Source organism: Pseudalkalibacillus sp. SCS-8, assembly GCF_040126055.1.
Classification (GTDB): Bacteria; Bacillota; Bacilli; order Bacillales; family Fictibacillaceae; genus Pseudalkalibacillus; species Pseudalkalibacillus nanhaiensis.
The window spans coordinates 2748845-2766893 of the sequence record NZ_CP143541.1; the positions used below are offsets into that span (position 1 = coordinate 2748845).

The window sequence follows — 18049 nt, forward strand, 5'->3', positions numbered from 1 at the left end:
AAGGTTGATGTTAAGTTTGAACAGCTTCAGGCGGACGCTTTCCGCGGGCAACGCTTCAGCCACACAGACCTCGTTCCTCGTTCTGCGGGGTCTTCAGCTGTTGCTTTTCCCGCTGGAGTCGCCGCCTTACGCTTCTTATTTCCTTATCAATAAAAGCTAACAGAGCCAACATAAAAAAACTCCACTTTTTTTATAAAAGAGGAGTGTGAGAAGATCGATCGATTCTTCACGCTCCCTAGTTTTGTTTAAAGAGGGGTGGGAATTCCGAACCCTCTTATCTATTTTATACATGCCGTGTCAAACAATTATTATAAATGAATGTACCCCTTTTGTTATACTATAGAATAAAGGAAATCAATTTTGTTGGAAAGGGGCATCCAGTTTTGAAAACATCTACACTCGTCGGTGTCGGAATAGGCTTTCTTGCCGGAGCGTTCTTTACGAAGCAGCTCCAATCACGACCAATTACACCTGAAGCCGCACTTAAGCTGATCAAAAATAAAGTGTCATCCAAACTCAGCGGATCTTGGATTTATACGAATAAAGAACAAATGAATATCAATGATCTGAAATATAACGTGTATAAAGGCGGTTTTACACGTTCGACTCCAGCTGGTGATGAGCACTATCTCTTTACGGTTGATGCAGATACGGGATCTGTATTGGAAATCTCCAACACGAGTATTTAGTCTTCTTATCACGTTCATTCCATACACATGTAAAAGGGGCCGGACTCTCATACGAGTCAGCCCCTTTTTAAATAGGCATCGAATTAATTGAATGTGTGCTTCTGGTTATAAATATTGTTTTGAATCTGCCAACGAGTAGAAGAGTAGACTTGGTTGCTCCATACGAAAATGAAATACGCAGGAACAAGCAGAATCAATGAATGCAAGAACATCGTCCAACCGATATTCATCTTCTTACCAAGGTGAGCGAATTGATCCTTGTAATCAATCAATTTGTCACTTTGAAGTTTCCCGACTTCTGTTCCACTCAAAACCTTTTTGTTTGTTGCATCGTAGTAAACGACTTCACGATGCGCAAATGTGAAGATGTTGTCGCGAACGGTTTGGAATTCAGCAAGAGAAGCATAGACAGTAACAGGACCTGATGCTTCTTGTCCTTCTTCAGCTTCAGGCGTTGCTTCTACCTTAATCGTTTCAGATAGTTTAAGCTTGTAATCCTTATTATAATCGTAAAATTCCTCTTCTAAGTGCTTTTCAACCGCTTTTTGCATTCCTTCTGGTTTCTCAACAGCAGCAAGTACACCTGCTCCACCAGTAAGCATCAATGCAAAAGCCATCATTGCTGCAGTTACTCGTTTCAACATTTCGCAATTCCCTCCTAACAATATAAGCCAATTAATATAGTACACTATTATTGCTTTTGAAATCTATGATAATTGTAACAGGTTTTGGTGGAAAATGTGATGATTTTCGTCATCCATTTTCTTACAAATGGTGTAAATGTGACAAATTTTTGATCATTTTTCACGCTTAACTGAATTGATGATTTCACCTTGCTCATCAAATTTGACGGCGCGATAAATCGCATCATGATAAAACGTGAACCAGGCGCCTTCACCTGTGCCTTTAGGAATCCATTCCTGCTTTTGACCGATGGATGTCATCGGATAATCGTCGTATGCGAGGACCCACAATGGATTTTTATGAGCATGGGTCGGCATTAGGTCTGCCATATGTACAAGCTTTTCGTCACCTTGTTCAAACATCAAAATCGAGTGGCCATCGCTATGACCTCCAGTATGAATCATATGAAGGCCAGGAAGGACTTCCATCCGATCTTCGTACGTTTCGACTTGGGATTCGATTCCTTTCCAGTTCATTTCCCAATATGTATTCCTTGAACGAACATTCGGGTTCCTCATTTCATTCCATTCAGTCGCTGACGTGATGATCGTTGCATTTTTGAATGTGGATTCATATCCGTCGCCACTTGGTTTCGTGAGACCGCATGCATGATCGAAATGAAGGTGCGTCATCAATACCAGATCAATATCCGCTGTTGTAAGGTTGAACTTTGCCAGCTCGGAATCAATATGAGACTCTTCATCCACCCCATAATTCCGTCGCTGTTTATCCGTCAATTTGTTATTTCCCATTCCCGATTCAATTAATATGTTCTTTCCTTCGTATTGGAAGAAGATCGGGTCTGTCCGTAATTCAATCTGATTTTTCTCATTGACTGGATATTTTTTACTCCACAATGGTTTAGGAACGACACCGAACATCGCTCCGCCATCCATATGTGTTACTCCTCCATTGAGCCAGAACAATTTAACGTCACCGAATTGAAGCGTTTCCATGATCATTCACTCCTTATTAGGTACTCTAGAATTCATTGTATCATAATGAAAACGCTCTATTGCGTTACTTGCTTCGATAAACCGCCTCACAGCGATAAATGCGATTCCCTTTTGCAGAAAACTTCTCTTCATATTCTGTCATGATATTCCCCTCGAAGTTACTCTTATGAAGGTCCAGACTGACATTGTTGAGGACCATGCCATACTTGGAAAAGCTATGCAGAGAATATTCGAATAGTCCCTGGTTATCCGTTTTCATATGGATTTCCCCAGACGGTACCATGACTTCTTCATATGACTGGAGGAACGTTTCATACGTCAGCCTACGTTTTTCGTGTCGATTTTTCGGCCACGGATCTGAAAAGTTCAAATAGACCCTTTCGATTTCACCTTTACTGAAAAAATCCTTCAAGTCCGCTGCGTTGACATTCATCATACGGACATTCTTTTGGTCAGTCTCCTTAAGCTTATCGATAACAGAGACAACGACACTTTTTTGTCGTTCAATACCTATGAAGTTTATGTCAGGGTACTTTTCGGCCATTCCTGAGATGAATTGACCCTTTCCTGTTCCTACTTCAATATGGATCGGATGATCGTTCTTAAATATTTCATTCCATCTTCCTTTCCAGTTTTCCGGATCTGGAATGACGATTTCAGGATGATCATCAATCATATTTTGAGCCCACGGCTTATTTCTTAGACGCATCTTTTTATACCCCTTCTATTTACGTGATTATCCTCGGATATTTTACCATGAATCCATCAAGGAATTGAATGTTATTCACCGATTTTACGTATTATCGTCCAAATTAGGAGCAAATAGGCGTATAATGGCGTATCTTTTTGAATCAAGGACCTGATTGGCATTAAAATTAAGATACGATGTACAGCCGCTTCATATCCAAGAAATTGGAATTAGGGACGTAAGCGTTTTCAAGGATATGATGTATATTGTGTTTATGAAAATGAATTTGAAAACGGACTGTTCATAATTGGTTATAAAAATTAAGTAAATAAAAATTTCGGGAGTGAATGTAACGAACTTATGATGAAAAAAGTACTGACAAAAACAGCAGAAGTTTCAGTATTAACTGTATTCAGCGGACTATTTGCAGGCTATGCATTAGCGATATATCCTTTTGAACGAATTGCACACAAACAATCTTCCAATGCGAAAAAAATGAAAATCAAATATGCTTCTCAGTATTAATACCACCAAAAAGGTTCTTGTATCCTTCCAGTAAGGAACAAGGACCTTTTTTCTATATTTTGTGACAGAAGAAAAACACATGGAAAGAGATGTGATAAACGACGTAAAGACGGGTACAATGGAAGAAAAAAGGTGAGATCTGCATATGGAAGACTTCTTCATTATTTGGGCACCGCCGATTGTCCTTATCATTGCCATCATCGGTCTCTTTATCTGGGGAGCGAAGAAATGACAAAACACACCATGACCTGTCTCCGCATCGTATAATGTGGAAGCATTGGCACATCCTAAATTCCAAACGGACTTGAAAGGATGTGTCTTTAATGCCATTACAGGTTACCGATCAATTATCCTTATTGATGGACATCTTGAGAAGTCACCAATTGGATCAGTGTGGTTCCAGTTCAGAATGTGCTCAGATTGAACGGCTTACCAATTCCTTACTTCAAAATCCTCAAACACCTCTTGAGTTGAGGGAAACACTGACTTCCATCCAATCCTATAGCAAGAGCGGCGTCCAATCCCTAGCACTGGACCAACATATTACCGGATATCAGAACGAACTGACACAATGGATGAGTGTACTTGAACATTGAGAGAAAGATGAAACGTAACATAACGGAAAAAGACGATGAAACCTCCCAATTCGGTCTCATCGTCTTTTTAATGCAATAATTGTTTATTCAGTTGAGCAAGGAAGTTCAACCAGTATTGCGCTTCTTCCTTCTGATTTCGTTCACAATGCCAAAAGATCGATTCGATCGTCTGTGCGACAATATACCAGTGCATTCTTGTTTTCAATGCTGTCGTCAAAGGAACCCCGTAAGAGCGCAGCCATTCTTCCCATTCATGATCAGGTACATACCAATAAAGGAGCATTGCAAGATCCAATGCAGGATCCGCAATCACAGCACCGTCCCAATCAATGAGATAAAGGCGGTCATCCTCTGTAATCAACCAGTTATTATGATTCACATCTCCATGACATACAACAAATTGATCCGTTCGGACGTCATCGATATGTGAGGATAGGTAATCAAGATAAGGCTTGATTTCATCATGGTATTTCGTATTCATATGATTCCTGTTCAGAAGCTCGTCCATTATGGCATCAGGTGTCAACGGCTTAATGCCTATTCTACGTAACATAGATAATAGTTCCTGAGAACGATGAATTTTAGAAAGCAATTGGGCAACCAATTGTTGATTCATATCTGCAGCTTTTAATTCTCGACCGTTCAACCAGTGTTGAGCAGTGATGACGTCTCCGTTCTCTAATCGTTTCGTCCATAATAGCTTCGGAACGATTCCCTCTGCCGATAATACAGCGAGGAACGGTGACGAATTCCTTTTTAAGAAGATCTTCTCTTCTCCGTATTGTGCGATGTAGGCTTCACCGGTTGCACCACCTGCAGGTTTCACCTGCCAGCCGCTTCCAAGTATGTGTTTCAATGCTTTCACCTTCGATTTCATCATTCTATATCTTTATTATCGGCTATAATCCTTCATTTCGAAGTACTCATTAAAGATACTTAATAAAACATAGTTCTGTACAGATATAATATTTTAACACAGAAAGACTCATTTTCGAAGTCAAAATCCCAAACCCATTGCAAAAACTCTTTAGATGACAGTGAATTCCTTAGGCAGGACATGGAGGGAAACAGGGGTCGTACCGGCTACTTCACCATCTGCATGCATGGTGACAGGAACATCTGACTCTACTGTAATTTCCTTTCCACGTAACATTGTCACTTCTTTCATTTTTGTGTGTAACCCAAAAAACACTGTACCAAACAGGAAAAAAAGTTTCACACGACTAAGATTATGGACGACACAAACATCCAGCTGACCATCATCAGGTCGCGCATCAGGACAAATCATCATGCCGCCTCCATAATACTTGATATTGGCCGTGGCGACGAGCCACACATCTTCAAATGCATATTCTTTGCCGTCGACCTTAAGCTTAAGCGCGTATGGCTCATACGTCATGCTTAACTTCAATAACGTGAAGATATAGGAAAGGGAGCCTAATCCGAATTTGTTTAACAGGTCTTTATAATTTGCTTCGTTGGTGCGCTTGGCTACTTCACCATCAAAACCGATCCCGACTGAATTTGCAAAGTAATTCGATTTATGTCGACGTAAACCTGGGCGCAGCTCACCCAGATCATATTGCTTGGAACGGGACATTTTGAAACCCAAAATGTGATTAAGGGCTTCTCCAGGAGATTTAGGGAGCTTAAAACCTCTTGCAAAATCATTTCCTGATCCTGCTGATATGAACCCGATCGGAATATGCATATAATTACGCATGCCATTAACGACTTCATGAATCGTGCCGTCTCCCCCAACCGCGATGATTCCTCTCGTGTTCTCATGATGCATATGTACCATCTGCTGAGCAAGCTCCTTTGCATGACCCTGCTTTTGAGTAAAGAAGCTACGGAAAGGAACATTCCGCTTCTGAAGGTCTGCCTTGACCTTCTTCCAGATTTTTTCTCCTCTCCCATTACCCGACTTCGGATTAATAATAATGATCAGGAATTTTTCCATCAATGAGCCACTCTCTTTCGCATGTCTTTTTCTTTTTTCAACAAAATAGATGGTTTTTCCTCTATTTGTCTCAAATTTTGTAAAATATTCTTGTTAGTTTAGGTGAAAAGAACTATTTTTGTCGATTGCGATTACGATCGGAAAGAACGATGATAGCCTAGATTCAAATGGAAAAGTGACCAGAATTGTCACCAGGCTCCCATTCTGGTCTGAGATAGGCTGTTGTTGCACAGTGCTCTAACATTCTTTTGGCTATTTTTAGTTGGTTGTGTTTAATGGGGCTAGGGTGTTTCTTCATTTTTTCCAACCATTGTTTAAAATTCGTCCGATCAATGACCTGAACAAACGGAGGGATATTCGAACGGTTTACATAAGCATCTGATCCGAGGATTGTATAGGAAACACTCATATCCGTTTCCTCTCCGACGACGGACTCAATAAAATGATTCATGCGCTTGATGGCAGCAACTGGACTGACGATTTTACGACGTTTCGTATCGTTCTCCACCTCCCAAAACCGGTCAAGTGCAGGGTGGATGACTTCCCCTTCTTTTGAGTCAAGCTTGGCAATTGCTTGTACTGTATCCGGTCCAATAAGGATGACATCCAACTGGGCTTCCGCTTTCTTCATCTTAATAATGGGTTTATAAAGAATGAGATAGTTATCAGGAAGCTCGAGCATCAAAAAACGGAGAAAGGGATCCGATTGAAGTTCTTTGCTGATCATCGATTTTTCTCGGATAGTGGTACTCGCCCATTTCAATTGGAACTTGAACAATTCTCTTCTGAAGTTACGCTTTAAAGCAGTAAGCGTAAGAGGTTGTATCTGTGTTCCACTGTTATCCTCTTGACTGCTGACAGGCTCCATCTTTTCCTTCTTCCGGTTTAACGGCCACCATTTTCTCACTGGTGCATCGTCCTCTTGAGGGGTGTCCACTTGATCTTGTTTAGTGTCTTTTTCTTTTTCCCAGCTCGCTTTCAGCCGTTTCCAGCGCTCACTTTTCAAACGGATATATTGTCCCGTATAGCGATACACATCTTTTTCATAACGTGATACACAATCTTCTATTTTAATAAGCTGTGCCATTCATTTACACCTCTTTACAACCAGATGGACATAATAGGAATCAACAGTGATGCGAGGATGGCAGAAAGGGTCATTGCGACTGAACTTATTGCAGCAGCCTGATGCCCATATTCCAGCGCTTTGGAGGTTCCAATGGCATGGGAGGCTGAACCAAGCCCAATTCCTTTTGCCATCTCGTGATCAATTTTGAACCATTTAAATACATATGGAGCAAGCATGACCCCACCTATGCCTGCAATCATGACAAAGGCGACTGCCAAAGAAGGCGTCCCGCCAGTCACGCGGGTGATTTCCATTGCCACAGGTGTGGTCACAGATTTTGGTAATACCGAGAAGACAACATTTTCTTTCATTCCTATCATTCTAGCAAACAAGAAACCTGACCCTATTCCGACGACGACACCACCAAAGATGCTGAATAGCAGTGGGAACATGGATTGCTTGATGACATTCCTGTATAGGTAGAGTGGATAGGCTAATGCAACAACTGCTGGTCCAAGCAATCGATCGACCCATTGGGCACCTACCATATATGAGTCATACGGGATACCGAAGAAGATGAGCACAAGAATGATAGTGCCTGTAGCTGTAATGATCGGAATTGTAAACGGGTGCTTCTTCCATTTATACAGGAAGGTGCCACCAATATAAACGCCAATCGTCATGAAAAGAAATAGGATTGAGTACAAATTAAGATCCATGTTGATCCTTTCTTATTTCACGAAATTTCAACCATGTAAGAAGTTTAGCAGAGAAGACCATGACGAGAAGTGTGCTCAAAATGACAACGGGAATCAACAACAATCCCCTTCCTTGAAAAACGTGCCCGAATTCCATTACGCCGACTGTTACAGGAATGAAGAATAGGGGCAAATGAGCAAGTAAAAACTGACAACCTTCCTGTACCCACTTCAAAGGAAAAAGGTTCGTGACTAACAAGCTGAACAACACAAGCATTCCGATGATGCTGCCTGGTATCGGGAGGTTGAATACATTCTGTATGCCAATTCCGACAAGGTAAATCGCATACAGGAGTAACACCTGTAAGGTTCCAATTACAATCTTAACCACTATTAATCTTCCTTCCCTAAATGGAAGCGATGATAAGGGACATATTTCTGTACCCTTTGAGGATGGATTTCATACAAGAGAATTTCCTCCACAGTCCAACTACTACCTGTTAATTGCGTCGGCTCTGGTAGCTGTTCCGTAATCTCAGCGTTCCCTCCCCACCTTTTTCCAAGGGTGATATGCGGACGAAAAGGTCGATCATCTGTTTTGAAGCCTGCTCGTTCACAGCTCTTTGTTGTTTTCTGTTGTAACTGGGTAAGTGCTGATGATTGTTCGACACCCAACCAACAGACCCGCGGTGTGTTCGGGTTACCAAACACACCAACAGAATCGATAGTCAATTCGAAAGGATGGACGTCGCTCTTTATGTGGTTTATATTTTGAACAAGCTGTTGTGCCTGATCCTCAGACGTTGCACCTAGAAAATTCAACGTTATATGATAATCCCCAGGAGATGTCCATTTTTTCAGTGGAAGAATCGTATTGATTTGCTCCGCATAGCTATGTATCTGATGTTGTAATTCGTAGGGAATTGGTACTGCAAGGAATGTATGTCGTTCCATTTACCGAACCTCCATTTTCTCTATTCATAAGTCTATCAGAAATAGGGAATGACTTGAATGTATACCATTCTGTGAAATTCGTCACCTATGTTTGATCAAGTAATTAGAGCTGTTTACTCGGCTTTGGTATAATGATGAAGAAGTATTGAATGTAAAGGACGTGTTTTTAATGCGTGTTGTTAATAGTATAGCTGAATTAATCGGTGATACTCCTTTTGTTAAATTGAATCGTCTGACGGATCCGAACGGTGCAGATGTTTATGTGAAATTAGAGTACTTTAACCCAAGCGGGAGTATTAAGGATCGCGCCGCTTACAATATGCTTGCTGAAGCTGAAAAAAAGAACCTCTTGAAAGAAGGTTCGACGATCATTGAACCGACATCTGGGAATACCGGTATCGGCCTGGCGATGAATGCCGCTGCTAAAGGCTACAAAGCCATTATCGTGATGCCAGATACGATGACCCAGGAAAGAATCAATCTTCTGAAGGCATATGGTGCCGAGGTTGTCCTGACACCTGGAGATGACAAAATGCCTGGGGCAATTGAAAAGGCGAAGGAGCTAGCTGAAAAAATTCCGAACAGTTTCATGCCGATGCAGTTTGAAAACCCGGCGAACCCTGATGCCCATCGCCATACGACAGCAATGGAGATCCTAGAGGCAGCCAAAGTGATTGGAAAGAACTTCACAACATTCGTCGCACCAGCTGGTACAGGTGGGACGATTACAGGAACAGGAGAGACATTAAAGAAACACATCCCTGATCTTGATATTAAAGTAGTTGAACCTGAAGGCTCCCCTGTCCTATCAGGCGGAAAGCCAGGGAAGCACAAGCTGGTCGGTACGAGTCCCGGTTTTATTCCAGAGATCTTGAACCAAAAGATTTACGATGAAATTATCCGAATTAAGGATGAGGAAGCGATTGAAACAGCAAGAAGCCTTGCGAGCCAAGAAGGGATCCTAGTCGGACCATCCTCTGGTGCTTCTGTGTATGCCGCTCTTCAAGCAGCTAAGAAGCTGACGAATGAGGATGTGGTCATTGCAATGACTTGTGATTCAGGCGAACGATATTTATCAAGTGACCTATTCGATTTTGAAGAAAAATAAAGAGTATAGGAAAGGACCTCCATTGTGGAGGTCCTTTTTTGAGTCATCCTATTTCCGTATCCCTCATGTTTTCTCATTTGTGATAAAGGGTAAACGTTTCTATAAATATGAGTTCGAGAAATATTGTATAAAGGAGTTTTCTGAATGCCTGCTAAAGAAATGGATACATTCAAATGGGAATTGAACCGCATCACCCGAAACTTCACAGAATTGGTGCATAGCTACGAGAAACTGGATCAAGGTGAAAAAGAATACGTGCACCATAATTATCCATTCACTTCAGAGCTTCCAGAATTGAAGAACCTGGTCGCGAAGTGGAATGATTCAATCAGCAGCAACAAGTAAGAGAGGGGAGCATTTTTTCACTCACCCTCTCTTTTTTTATGCAAAAGCCCGCTCAGGCAGGAATCTCAAGTTCACGAGCAAGAGAACCAATCCTATGGTTGTTAATGCACCAAAGAAGAAATAGAGACCGAATAAAGAGAAGGTATCGTAAATGATGCCTCCAATAAAGGTACAGAACCAGCTGCCCAGCCCATTTCCCATCGAACTGTATAAAGCGACAGCCGTCGCCTTTACATCATCCGGGGCAATTTCCCTTACATATTGAAGTGCTGCAGGGATGAACAAGCCAATTGAGAACCCTTGAGCAATCGTAGTTGCATAAACCCCTACTAATGTCGGTTCAGTAAAGTAATAGAACCATCTGATTGCAGAGATAAGCGCTGCCGCAATCAGGATCTTTTCATAGCCGAGCTTCCTGATCCATCCGCCTGAAAATTTCATGAAAGGTGCCTCACTTCCAGCGGCTAATAGAAAGGCGATCCCCACTCCTGCAAGTGTGCCGCCCAACTCTTGAATATATAATCCGAAGAAGAAGTTATTGGAATGAATCGGTCCGAACACTGAAAAAGTCGTCAATAAAAACAGGATGAATTTCGGCATCTTTATCAATTTTACAAAGCCTGTCCGTAAGTCAACCTGCAATGAGTTGCTCTCTTTTGGCATTGAAAGGACAAAGATTGCGCAGATCAACAAGGCCGCTGTAAAGCCGTAGAAGATTAATGTGAGACCGAGCGTTTCAGCTAGTGAGCCCATCACATATACAGACAACGCGAATCCTACTGCACCCCATAACCGGAAGTTTCCATAGTCCTTTTTTTCAGCCATGACATAATTGAGCGTGATACTGTCTGATACCGGAACAATCGCACTCTGGAATGTGGCAAGTAAAATGGAAACAAAAATGAAGCCCCAATACGATTCCAAATATGCAAACGGTAACGCGAGAGCACCACTCAATATAAGCGTTAAGATGAGGACCCCTCTTGGACGCCTTGTATAGTCACAAATCAGCCCCCAAATCGGTTGAGCCACAATCATCACCACGGGACTGACGGACATGATGATCCCGATTTGTGTCCCCGTTAATCCGACCTCCTGCTTCAAATAGACACTCAATAACGGAAAAAGCGTACCGAAACCGAAGAAGATGAAAAAATAGAATAAGCTGATGTTCACAGATGTTTTTTCAAAAGAGTACTTCATAGTGTTGTTCTCCTGACTGTGCCGTTGTTGTTCATTACTCTGTCGATTGTATCGTACCCATTTGAAATTGGGAATAGTTGATTGGTTGTTAATTTTGCAGCTTAATTGTATGATTATGGAAAATCTGTGTACAAGGAGGCATGTGTATAGGAAATGAAGAAAACGCGTAGTGAGTCAAAAGAATTGAGGGTTATGAAACTGTTGGAAGCCCGAATGGATTTAAGTGAACCCGATCGAAGCTATCTTTTGAGTTTAAAGAAAGGCTATGAAGGAGAGTGTAAGTTTGACGGTTTGGTTGCCCCTTTTTTTGGTGGACGAATCGTTCTCAACGACCTATTGCTCGAGCATAAGAACACAGTTTTTCAAATTGATTCATTGGTACTCAGCTCCTCTATGATTGACATGTTCGAAGTGAAAAATTACGAAGGTGACTACTATGTCGATGGAGAGCACTGGTACCCCCTTCACGGTAACGAGATTAAGAACCCCCTGCATCAAATACAACGATCCACCCTACTACTCCGCGATCTATTAAAAGGCTTAGGCATTAAACTCCCGGTTGAATCCCACCTCGTTTTTGTGAACCCCGAGTTCCAGCTATATAAAGCTCCTGTTGATCAATCCATTGTTTATCCCGCCCAATTGAACCGATTTTTCTCGAAAATGCAAAAAGAGCGCTCGTTTCTGAAGGAGTACCACTATGACATCGCTAAACAGCTGCTCGCCCTCCAATTGGCGGACGTCCCCTCCTTTCGATTACCAAAGTATGATTATCCCCAATTGAAAAAAGGAATACCGTGTTTGGCATGTGGTCAGATGTATGGTGAGTTAGCCAAAACGAGATTGGTCTGTAAAAACTGCGGCGGTTGCGAAGACTACGAGCCAGCGGTGTTGCGAGCCGTCGAGGAATTCCAGTTGCTGTTTCCGGAGATGAAGGTCACGACCAACGCCATTCATGAGTGGTGTGGGGTGGTGAAGAAAAGACTAACTATCCGTAATGTGCTAGCGAGGAATTACAATCGAGTAGGTCATGGAAGGCACTCGTATTATCTTTCATGATGTCGCATAGAGAGTTATGCGTACCCCATATTGCATTTTTCTCGTATTCGGGGACGCATGAGCCCTTCTTGCGTCCCTCATTTTGCGTTTTCCTTGTTTTCGGGGACGCATGAGACCTTCTTGCGTCCCTCATTTTGCGTTTTCCTTGTTTTCGGGGACGCATGAGCTCTTCTTGCGTCCCTCATTTTGCGTTTTCCTTGTTTTCGGGGACGCATAAGACCTTCTTGCGTCCCTCATTTTACGTTTTCCTCGTTTTCGGGGACGCATAAGACCTTCTTGCGTCCCTCATTTTGCGTTTTCTCGTTTTCGGGGACGCATGAGCCCTCCTTGCGTCCCTCATTTTGCGTTTTCCTCATTTTCGGGGACGCATGAGCTCTTCTTAATTCTCTCATTGTGCATTTGTACTGGATTTCTCTCCATCAATAAAAAAACCGAGTACATCCGTACTCGGTTTCTCCCAATCAAATCTCCTTACTTCGCCAGCTCATAGATTGCTTGGGCGTAGATTGCGGTTGCTTTCATCAGGTTTTCGATGTCGATGTACTCGTCTTTCTGGTGAGCCAACTCGTCCTCACCTGGGAACAAGGCGCCGAACGCAACGCCTGCATCCAATGATCGGGCATAAGTGCCGCCGCCAATCGAGATCAGGTAGCCCTCTTCTCCCGTTTGCTCCTCATAGACGGACATCAGAGTCTTAATCAACGGATGATCTTCAGCAACATGGTGCGGTCCCAAATGCTCAATCTCGTTCAGCTCATAACCGAACTCCGATCCCGCTTTCTCCAATACGCCACGAGTCCGATCGAAGTCATGCGACACTGGGTAACGGAGGTTCATCCCGATTTTGCCGCCTTCCTCAACGGAATACCGCATGATTCCGGCGTTCAACGTCAACGGACCGCTCACTTCATCAGAATCCGCGATCTGCAACTTTGCACCTTCCGTATCCGCAGTCAGATATTCACTCACAAGGCTGATGAACGCTCCACCGTCGCCTTCAAATGAAAAAGCGGATAAAAACTCGGCCAGGAACAGTCCTGCGTTTTTTCCAGTCTCAGGTTTACTGCCGTGTACCGATACACCTTCCAGTTTAAACGTATAGCGACCATCTGCCTCCACAAGCTCGCCGGTCAAACCGGTATCAGCTAAAAACGAGTTAAACGATGCCTCCACGTCATCAGACAGGCCATCAACTACCGCTTCAGCGTAGTCTGGCACCATGTTCAGCCTTCTCCCTGAATCGAACGACAACAAACGAGCTCCCTCACCAGAGCCTGCTCCTTCAACGCGAGTCTGTTTCCATTCACAATCAAAGATTCCTTTTTCCGCGTATATAATTGGGAAATCCGCATCCGGCGCAAAACCGATCGTCGGCATTTCTTCATGCTTGAAATAGTGCTTCACACAGCGCCAGTTGCTCTCTTCGTCAGTACCGAAAATAATACGGACGCGCTTCTTCACATCAAGACCGAGCTCCTTGACGATTTTCATCGCATAATACGCTGCCATCGTTGGTCCTTTATCATCGATTGCTCCACGAGCATAAATACGGCCATCACGGATTTCAGCTGCAAATGGATCAGAGCTCCAACCGTCTCCAGCGGGTACAACATCCAGGTGGCACAGCACACCGACGAGATCTTGTCCTTCACCGAATTCCAAGTGACCGGCATATCCATCTACATTTTTACTTGCAAAGCCGTCAGCTTCCCCTTTTGCCAAAAAGTGCGTGAGAGCGCGGTTAATTCCTTCTCCGAATGGAGCAGCTTCCCTGGCACTCTCCGGATCTAGGACACTTTCGATTTGTAACAGCTCCTGGAGGTCGTTAATCAGATCCTCTTTCCGCTTCTCTACTTCCTGTTTCCAGTCAATCATCGTTTCTCATCCCCTTATTGTTGCTTATGTGCGTATCTTATCATAGGTCTCTTTATCACATATGACAAACAGTCGTGCATCCTTAGGGATCTTTTCGTCAAGCCTGCGGTTGATGTCCATTTTTTGTCCATCCGCAATGAGCGTCGCACCTTCAGCAAGCAAGTCATTGAAGGCATCCCGATAGGTTTTCCATTCAGGGTGTGCTTTTATCTCATAAATATTATCTCCGATTCCGTGGCTCATCAACTGACTGAAAATCTTAGAAATCCCATTCGTAATCGCTGACCGGACAGCCAGCCTTGAAATCGTTTCGTTCGATAGGATAAATTCGTCCACTTTAACATGTCTGAAGTTCTTAATATGATCTTCGTTCAAAATCTCTACCGTGCTATGGATATCTGGTGAAAGTCTTTCAATCGTCGTTACGGTGAGCAAAGTCTTTCCATCCGTCAAAAGCGGATCTTGTATCGAATCGTCTGCGAATAATAGGACGGCAGCAGCCTTAGGTAGATTCGCCTGCATTAATACTTCTTCTTCAGCTGGATTTCCCTGGACGTAATGGACGAGTTCATGTAGATAAGGAACCTTATTCAATTTATCTATAATGACAATCTCCCGAAAGTTATCCGTTTGCAAAATCTCTTCGATCGCGAATTTCGCTTTCTGAGACCATCCGATAATGACAATATGGTCCGTGCCTTTAAATGCCAATAGTCCTTCCTCCTTCCTTCGTCTGAATGCTCCAAAGCCATCCACAACTTTACCAATGACTACACCAATCAAACCAATCCCGATTATGTATAAAAACATGGCATATATCCGACCTCCGACTGACACAGGTGAGATGTCGCCATAGCCGACAGTCGTGACGGTGGTCATGACCCACCACAGTGAGTCGAACAGGGTAGTGAACGTTTCCGGTTCAAGGATAATCATCATTAGAGAACTAATTAGTACCATCAAGACACTTACTGTAAAAAGCACCCAGTTACTTAATTCAATTACTTTGACTCTTAACCATTTAAAAAATTGCACGTTATCCTCCTTTCTCATCAATGAAATGGTATGATATGGATTCCCTTTGAACTATTTACAGAATTATTATACAATATTTCTAACTAGGAGGTGGGGGTTGACAATCCATTAATCCACTCGAAAAAGGGGTTCGGAGTGGAAGTGAAAACAAGGTCAATTGGATGGACAGCAACACATTACCATCTTTCTCATCAGTTTCGTCCCATTGAAAACGTTTTATGCCTAATGTACCTGTATTGTACAAAGATTTCAACAAACGCTTAATACAGACTTAACAAATTTTAGGTACACTGAGCATGAATCGTTAATTAAGGTAAGGAGTGGTTGTTTGAGTCCTTCGACTGAACGTATGTTGAACCGTGTAAAGGCAATCTATTTGTTTATCAATGATTTTGGCCCGGTAACAACTCAGCAGCTTGTCGACGAATTCGGTACGACAAAGAGAACGATTCAGCGAGATTTAAACGTACTAACGTATAACAACCTAGTAGACAGTCCCACAAGGGGAATGTGGGAAACAACGTCCCGGAAAGTGAAAATAGCTCAATAAGAAATAAAAAAGGGAGTGACCTTTACAGAAGGTCACTCCCTTTCCTGTTTGCATGCCTTTCAGGTTTCTTTCGTCCAATCAATGAGGCACCACTTCTTCTACATCTTCAACAAGATGGTCCTTCATATGGTCTGGGACGATAATCTCCTCAGCTGTCAACGTCATGTTTTCCTCCAGCCTCAAGTACTTGTTTGTATCGGACATGAGCTTCGCCCAGAATCCCTCTGATATGGATAATCCGACCACTCTTCTCGTCTCCCAATCTATGACGATATCCTTCACCTTTCCAATTGTCTCACCTGAAGTCGTCTTCACTTTCTGCTTGATGATCGCATCAGCAGAAATGGAATCGATCGGATCATGGGACTGCTGGTCAATTCCAGAGATCCTCACCATATCATCTGATAGTTCGTTTACATCAGAGAATGGAATGTAATAGGTTTCTTTGATGTAATTTTTGAAATTCGATCCTCCACTCGTTTCAGCAGATCGATTGGAATCGAACTGACCGCCGACAGAATATACGACATCATCAGGTGCATCCATCTTTTCACCTACGTGGTCATCTGGTCTTTTTTCGACGTATATCAGATATTCCAAATCATAGGTTTTTTTACTCAAAAGAATGTCATCCACTTCATGGTTATCCAATTCCCCATACTCGCTGCTTACGATTTTCTTTTTTAGAATGTCTTTTCCGAAAATCAACATAATGGATTCTCCTTTCACTTGGATGTTTTGATTAATACCCTACCTAACGGGGAATAAAACAACCTGGAGGACCTATTTTATCGACCCTTCAATAGGTCAATTTCATTAGATTCAAGTGGGCGATACTCACCAGGTGAAAGGTTTGGATCAAGCTGCAAAGGGCCCATGGAGATACGCTTCAAATAAACAACCTTTTTTCCAACCGCTTCAAACATGCGTTTGACTTGATGGAATTTACCTTCTGTTATGGTGAGTTCGATTTCCGATCCATCACCATTTTTTAGAATCGTAAGCTCAGCTGGCTTTGTTACATAGCCATCATCCAAGGTGACACCTTTTTTAAAGTAAACTCGATCTTCGTCAGTTACTTTACCATCAATTTTGGCGTAGTACGTTTTCGGTACATGTTTTTTCGGTGAGAGCAGTTCATGTGCAAGTTGTCCGTCGTTCGTAAGGAGGAGTAGGCCTTCCGTGTCCTTATCCAGTCGTCCTACAGGGAAAGGTTCGAAATGGATATGCTCCTCATCAAGTAAATCAAGGACTGTATCGTGAAGATGATCTTCGGTAGCAGAAATGACACCATCAGGCTTATTCAACATGAGATAGATGTGTTCCACATAGACGACTTCCTCCCCTGCCACCATGATGACATCTCCGTCTGGAGCAACATGAGTTTTCCCATTTTTCACACGGTCACCGTTCACCGTCACCAAACCGTTTTTCAATAGCTTTTTTACATCTTTACGACTTCCATAATTCATATTGGCTAACAATTTATCTATTCTCACGAAACGACCTCCCAGCAATTGTAAATCAGTAGCTTAATTTTTGATTAAAAGTGTATAATAAGGGAAGATAGTCCAAAAGGAGGGGTACCTTTGAAACAAATGATCGGCTTGCTTGCGACAGGTAGAAAAAAATTAGGTCATTCAGCACCAGTGCTTGATTTTTATACGAGCCCATTGTTTCAGAAATCCGTTGAATATGCAAAAAGGCACTATGATCGATTTTATTTCTATAACGCAAAAGACGGATTATTACTACCAGATCAAACGTTGGAACCGTATGACCTATCCATTAAAACGTTCTCGATCATGGAGAAGAAGGTATGGGCAAGAAACGTTATTGATACCTTTCAAAAGTATGAATCTCCTGATGACATCGTTGTTTATCTTCATGGCGGGAAGGTTTACCGGGACCATCTGGAACCTCAGCTTGAGCAAAGAGGTTACGATTACGAGATACCGATGAAGGGTCTTGGAATCGGGCAGCAATTGGCATGGCTCGATGCACAGATGAAGGGCGCTTCATCAGATTAGAATTCAGCGGCATCATAATTAA

The 18049-nt window shown here is 42.6% G+C and carries 22 protein-coding genes; 8 read left to right on the plus strand and 14 right to left on the minus strand.

Features of this window, described 5'->3' with window-relative positions:
• The first annotated feature begins 383 nt into the window (after positions 1-383).
• A complete protein-coding gene (locus V1497_RS14275; protein WP_349408200.1) occupies positions 384-689 on the plus strand; it encodes a PepSY domain-containing protein in 306 nt (101 codons plus the stop codon).
• Between the two features lie 83 nt (positions 690-772).
• Here the strand turns inward: V1497_RS14275 and V1497_RS14280 are convergent, their stop codons facing one another.
• From V1497_RS14280 to trmB, 3 genes are all read right to left on the minus strand, one after another.
• Complete coding sequence (locus V1497_RS14280) at positions 773-1333, minus strand: hypothetical protein (protein ID WP_349408201.1); 561 nt, start codon at positions 1331-1333, stop codon at positions 773-775.
• Between the two features lie 153 nt (positions 1334-1486).
• Positions 1487-2329, minus strand: a complete 843-nt coding sequence (locus V1497_RS14285; protein WP_349408202.1) for a YtnP family quorum-quenching lactonase — start codon at positions 2327-2329, stop codon at positions 1487-1489.
• 64 nt (positions 2330-2393) lie between these two features.
• Positions 2394-3038 carry a tRNA (guanosine(46)-N7)-methyltransferase TrmB gene (gene trmB, locus V1497_RS14290; RefSeq protein WP_349408203.1) on the minus strand — a complete coding sequence of 215 codons (645 nt, stop codon included), beginning with the start codon at positions 3036-3038 and terminating at the stop codon, positions 2394-2396.
• 649 nt (positions 3039-3687) lie between these two features.
• Here trmB and cydS point away from each other — a divergent pair.
• Together cydS and V1497_RS14295 are read left to right on the plus strand one after the other, a co-directional pair.
• On the plus strand, positions 3688-3774 hold the full coding sequence (gene cydS / locus V1497_RS18710) for a cytochrome bd oxidase small subunit CydS (RefSeq protein WP_414703646.1): 87 nt from the start codon (positions 3688-3690) through the stop codon (positions 3772-3774).
• A gap of 91 nt (positions 3775-3865) precedes the next feature.
• The gene (locus V1497_RS14295) at positions 3866-4138 is read left to right on the plus strand and encodes a YtzH-like family protein (RefSeq protein WP_349408204.1); all 273 of its coding nucleotides are present in this window, start codon (positions 3866-3868) and stop codon (positions 4136-4138) included.
• A gap of 67 nt (positions 4139-4205) precedes the next feature.
• On the opposite strand, the gene V1497_RS14300 is transcribed toward V1497_RS14295, so the two are convergent.
• The 6 genes from V1497_RS14300 to thpR all read right to left on the minus strand — a co-directional run bounded on the left by V1497_RS14300 (position 4206) and on the right by thpR (position 8822).
• Positions 4206-4994: a phosphotransferase family protein gene (locus V1497_RS14300; protein ID WP_349408205.1), complete on the minus strand. Its 789-nt coding sequence runs from the start codon at positions 4992-4994 to the stop codon at positions 4206-4208.
• A gap of 171 nt (positions 4995-5165) precedes the next feature.
• A complete protein-coding gene (locus V1497_RS14305; RefSeq protein WP_349410831.1) occupies positions 5166-6101 on the minus strand; it encodes a diacylglycerol kinase family protein in 936 nt (311 codons plus the stop codon).
• A gap of 163 nt (positions 6102-6264) precedes the next feature.
• The gene (locus V1497_RS14310; RefSeq protein WP_349408206.1) at positions 6265-7188 is read right to left on the minus strand and encodes a hypothetical protein; all 924 of its coding nucleotides are present in this window, start codon (positions 7186-7188) and stop codon (positions 6265-6267) included.
• A gap of 14 nt (positions 7189-7202) precedes the next feature.
• Positions 7203-7889 carry an LrgB family protein gene (locus tag V1497_RS14315; protein WP_349408207.1) on the minus strand — a complete coding sequence of 229 codons (687 nt, stop codon included), beginning with the start codon at positions 7887-7889 and terminating at the stop codon, positions 7203-7205.
• Positions 7879-8259 (minus strand): CidA/LrgA family protein, encoded by a 381-nt coding sequence (locus V1497_RS14320; protein ID WP_349408208.1) that lies wholly within the window; start codon positions 8257-8259, stop codon positions 7879-7881. Before V1497_RS14320 ends, V1497_RS14315 begins: the two co-directional genes overlap by 11 nt.
• 2 nt (positions 8260-8261) lie before the next feature.
• Positions 8262-8822 (minus strand): RNA 2',3'-cyclic phosphodiesterase, encoded by a 561-nt coding sequence (thpR, locus tag V1497_RS14325; protein ID WP_349408209.1) that lies wholly within the window; start codon positions 8820-8822, stop codon positions 8262-8264.
• 169 nt (positions 8823-8991) lie between these two features.
• On the opposite strand from thpR, the gene cysK reads away from it, so the two are divergent.
• Both cysK and V1497_RS14335 read left to right on the plus strand, forming a co-directional pair.
• Positions 8992-9930, plus strand: a complete 939-nt coding sequence (cysK, locus tag V1497_RS14330; protein ID WP_349408210.1) for a cysteine synthase A — start codon at positions 8992-8994, stop codon at positions 9928-9930.
• Positions 9931-10074: 144 nt separating this feature from the next.
• On the plus strand, positions 10075-10275 hold the full coding sequence (locus tag V1497_RS14335) for a hypothetical protein (protein WP_349408211.1): 201 nt from the start codon (positions 10075-10077) through the stop codon (positions 10273-10275).
• Positions 10276-10311: 36 nt separating this feature from the next.
• Here V1497_RS14335 and V1497_RS14340 read toward each other — a convergent pair whose 3' ends face one another.
• A complete protein-coding gene (locus V1497_RS14340; RefSeq protein WP_349408212.1) occupies positions 10312-11478 on the minus strand; it encodes an MFS transporter in 1167 nt (388 codons plus the stop codon).
• Positions 11479-11631: 153 nt separating this feature from the next.
• Between V1497_RS14340 and V1497_RS14345 the strand changes: the two genes are divergently transcribed.
• Positions 11632-12537 carry a nuclease-related domain-containing protein gene (locus V1497_RS14345; RefSeq protein ID WP_349408213.1) on the plus strand — a complete coding sequence of 302 codons (906 nt, stop codon included), beginning with the start codon at positions 11632-11634 and terminating at the stop codon, positions 12535-12537.
• 471 nt (positions 12538-13008) lie between these two features.
• Here V1497_RS14345 and pepV read toward each other — a convergent pair whose 3' ends face one another.
• Positions 13009-14412 (minus strand): dipeptidase PepV, encoded by a 1404-nt coding sequence (gene pepV / locus V1497_RS14350; RefSeq protein ID WP_349408214.1) that lies wholly within the window; start codon positions 14410-14412, stop codon positions 13009-13011.
• A gap of 24 nt (positions 14413-14436) precedes the next feature.
• Complete coding sequence (locus V1497_RS14355; protein WP_349408215.1) at positions 14437-15447, minus strand: potassium channel family protein; 1011 nt, start codon at positions 15445-15447, stop codon at positions 14437-14439.
• A gap of 328 nt (positions 15448-15775) precedes the next feature.
• On the opposite strand from V1497_RS14355, the gene V1497_RS14360 reads away from it, so the two are divergent.
• Complete coding sequence (locus V1497_RS14360; protein ID WP_349408216.1) at positions 15776-15997, plus strand: DeoR family transcriptional regulator; 222 nt, start codon at positions 15776-15778, stop codon at positions 15995-15997.
• A 78-nt stretch (positions 15998-16075) separates the two neighbouring features.
• On the opposite strand, the gene V1497_RS14365 is transcribed toward V1497_RS14360, so the two are convergent.
• The gene (locus V1497_RS14365) at positions 16076-16708 is read right to left on the minus strand and encodes a PRC-barrel domain-containing protein (RefSeq protein WP_349408217.1); all 633 of its coding nucleotides are present in this window, start codon (positions 16706-16708) and stop codon (positions 16076-16078) included.
• A 77-nt stretch (positions 16709-16785) separates the two neighbouring features.
• A complete protein-coding gene (locus V1497_RS14370; RefSeq protein ID WP_349410832.1) occupies positions 16786-17469 on the minus strand; it encodes a pseudouridine synthase in 684 nt (227 codons plus the stop codon).
• 126 nt (positions 17470-17595) lie between these two features.
• On the opposite strand from V1497_RS14370, the gene V1497_RS14375 reads away from it, so the two are divergent.
• Entirely contained in the window at positions 17596-18027 is a 432-nt protein-coding gene (locus V1497_RS14375) for a DUF6884 domain-containing protein (protein WP_349410833.1), read from the plus strand.
• The last annotated feature ends 22 nt before the right edge of the window (positions 18028-18049 follow it).

Excerpts from the sequence above, each read along its gene's own strand:
- V1497_RS14280 (WP_349408201.1), bottom strand. The coding sequence starts at position 1,333 with ATGTTGAAACGAGTAACTGCAGCAATGATGGCTTTTGCATTGATGCTT.
- V1497_RS14285 (WP_349408202.1), bottom strand. The coding sequence starts at position 2,329 with ATGGAAACGCTTCAATTCGGTGACGTTAAATTGTTCTGGCTCAATGGA.
- trmB (WP_349408203.1), bottom strand. The coding sequence starts at position 3,038 with ATGCGTCTAAGAAATAAGCCGTGGGCTCAAAATATGATTGATGATCAT.
- cydS (WP_414703646.1), top strand. The coding sequence starts at position 3,688 with ATGGAAGACTTCTTCATTATTTGGGCACCGCCGATTGTCCTTATCATT.
- V1497_RS14295 (WP_349408204.1), top strand. The coding sequence starts at position 3,866 with ATGCCATTACAGGTTACCGATCAATTATCCTTATTGATGGACATCTTG.
- V1497_RS14305 (WP_349410831.1), bottom strand. The coding sequence starts at position 6,101 with ATGGAAAAATTCCTGATCATTATTATTAATCCGAAGTCGGGTAATGGG.
- V1497_RS14310 (WP_349408206.1), bottom strand. The coding sequence starts at position 7,188 with ATGGCACAGCTTATTAAAATAGAAGATTGTGTATCACGTTATGAAAAA.
- V1497_RS14315 (WP_349408207.1), bottom strand. The coding sequence starts at position 7,889 with ATGGATCTTAATTTGTACTCAATCCTATTTCTTTTCATGACGATTGGC.
- thpR (WP_349408209.1), bottom strand. The coding sequence starts at position 8,822 with ATGGAACGACATACATTCCTTGCAGTACCAATTCCCTACGAATTACAA.
- cysK (WP_349408210.1), top strand. The coding sequence starts at position 8,992 with ATGCGTGTTGTTAATAGTATAGCTGAATTAATCGGTGATACTCCTTTT.
- V1497_RS14335 (WP_349408211.1), top strand. The coding sequence starts at position 10,075 with ATGCCTGCTAAAGAAATGGATACATTCAAATGGGAATTGAACCGCATC.
- V1497_RS14340 (WP_349408212.1), bottom strand. The coding sequence starts at position 11,478 with ATGAAGTACTCTTTTGAAAAAACATCTGTGAACATCAGCTTATTCTAT.
- V1497_RS14345 (WP_349408213.1), top strand. The coding sequence starts at position 11,632 with ATGAAGAAAACGCGTAGTGAGTCAAAAGAATTGAGGGTTATGAAACTG.
- pepV (WP_349408214.1), bottom strand. The coding sequence starts at position 14,412 with ATGATTGACTGGAAACAGGAAGTAGAGAAGCGGAAAGAGGATCTGATT.
- V1497_RS14365 (WP_349408217.1), bottom strand. The coding sequence starts at position 16,708 with ATGTTGATTTTCGGAAAAGACATTCTAAAAAAGAAAATCGTAAGCAGC.
- V1497_RS14370 (WP_349410832.1), bottom strand. The coding sequence starts at position 17,469 with ATGAATTATGGAAGTCGTAAAGATGTAAAAAAGCTATTGAAAAACGGT.
- V1497_RS14375 (WP_349410833.1), top strand. The coding sequence starts at position 17,596 with ATGATCGGCTTGCTTGCGACAGGTAGAAAAAAATTAGGTCATTCAGCA.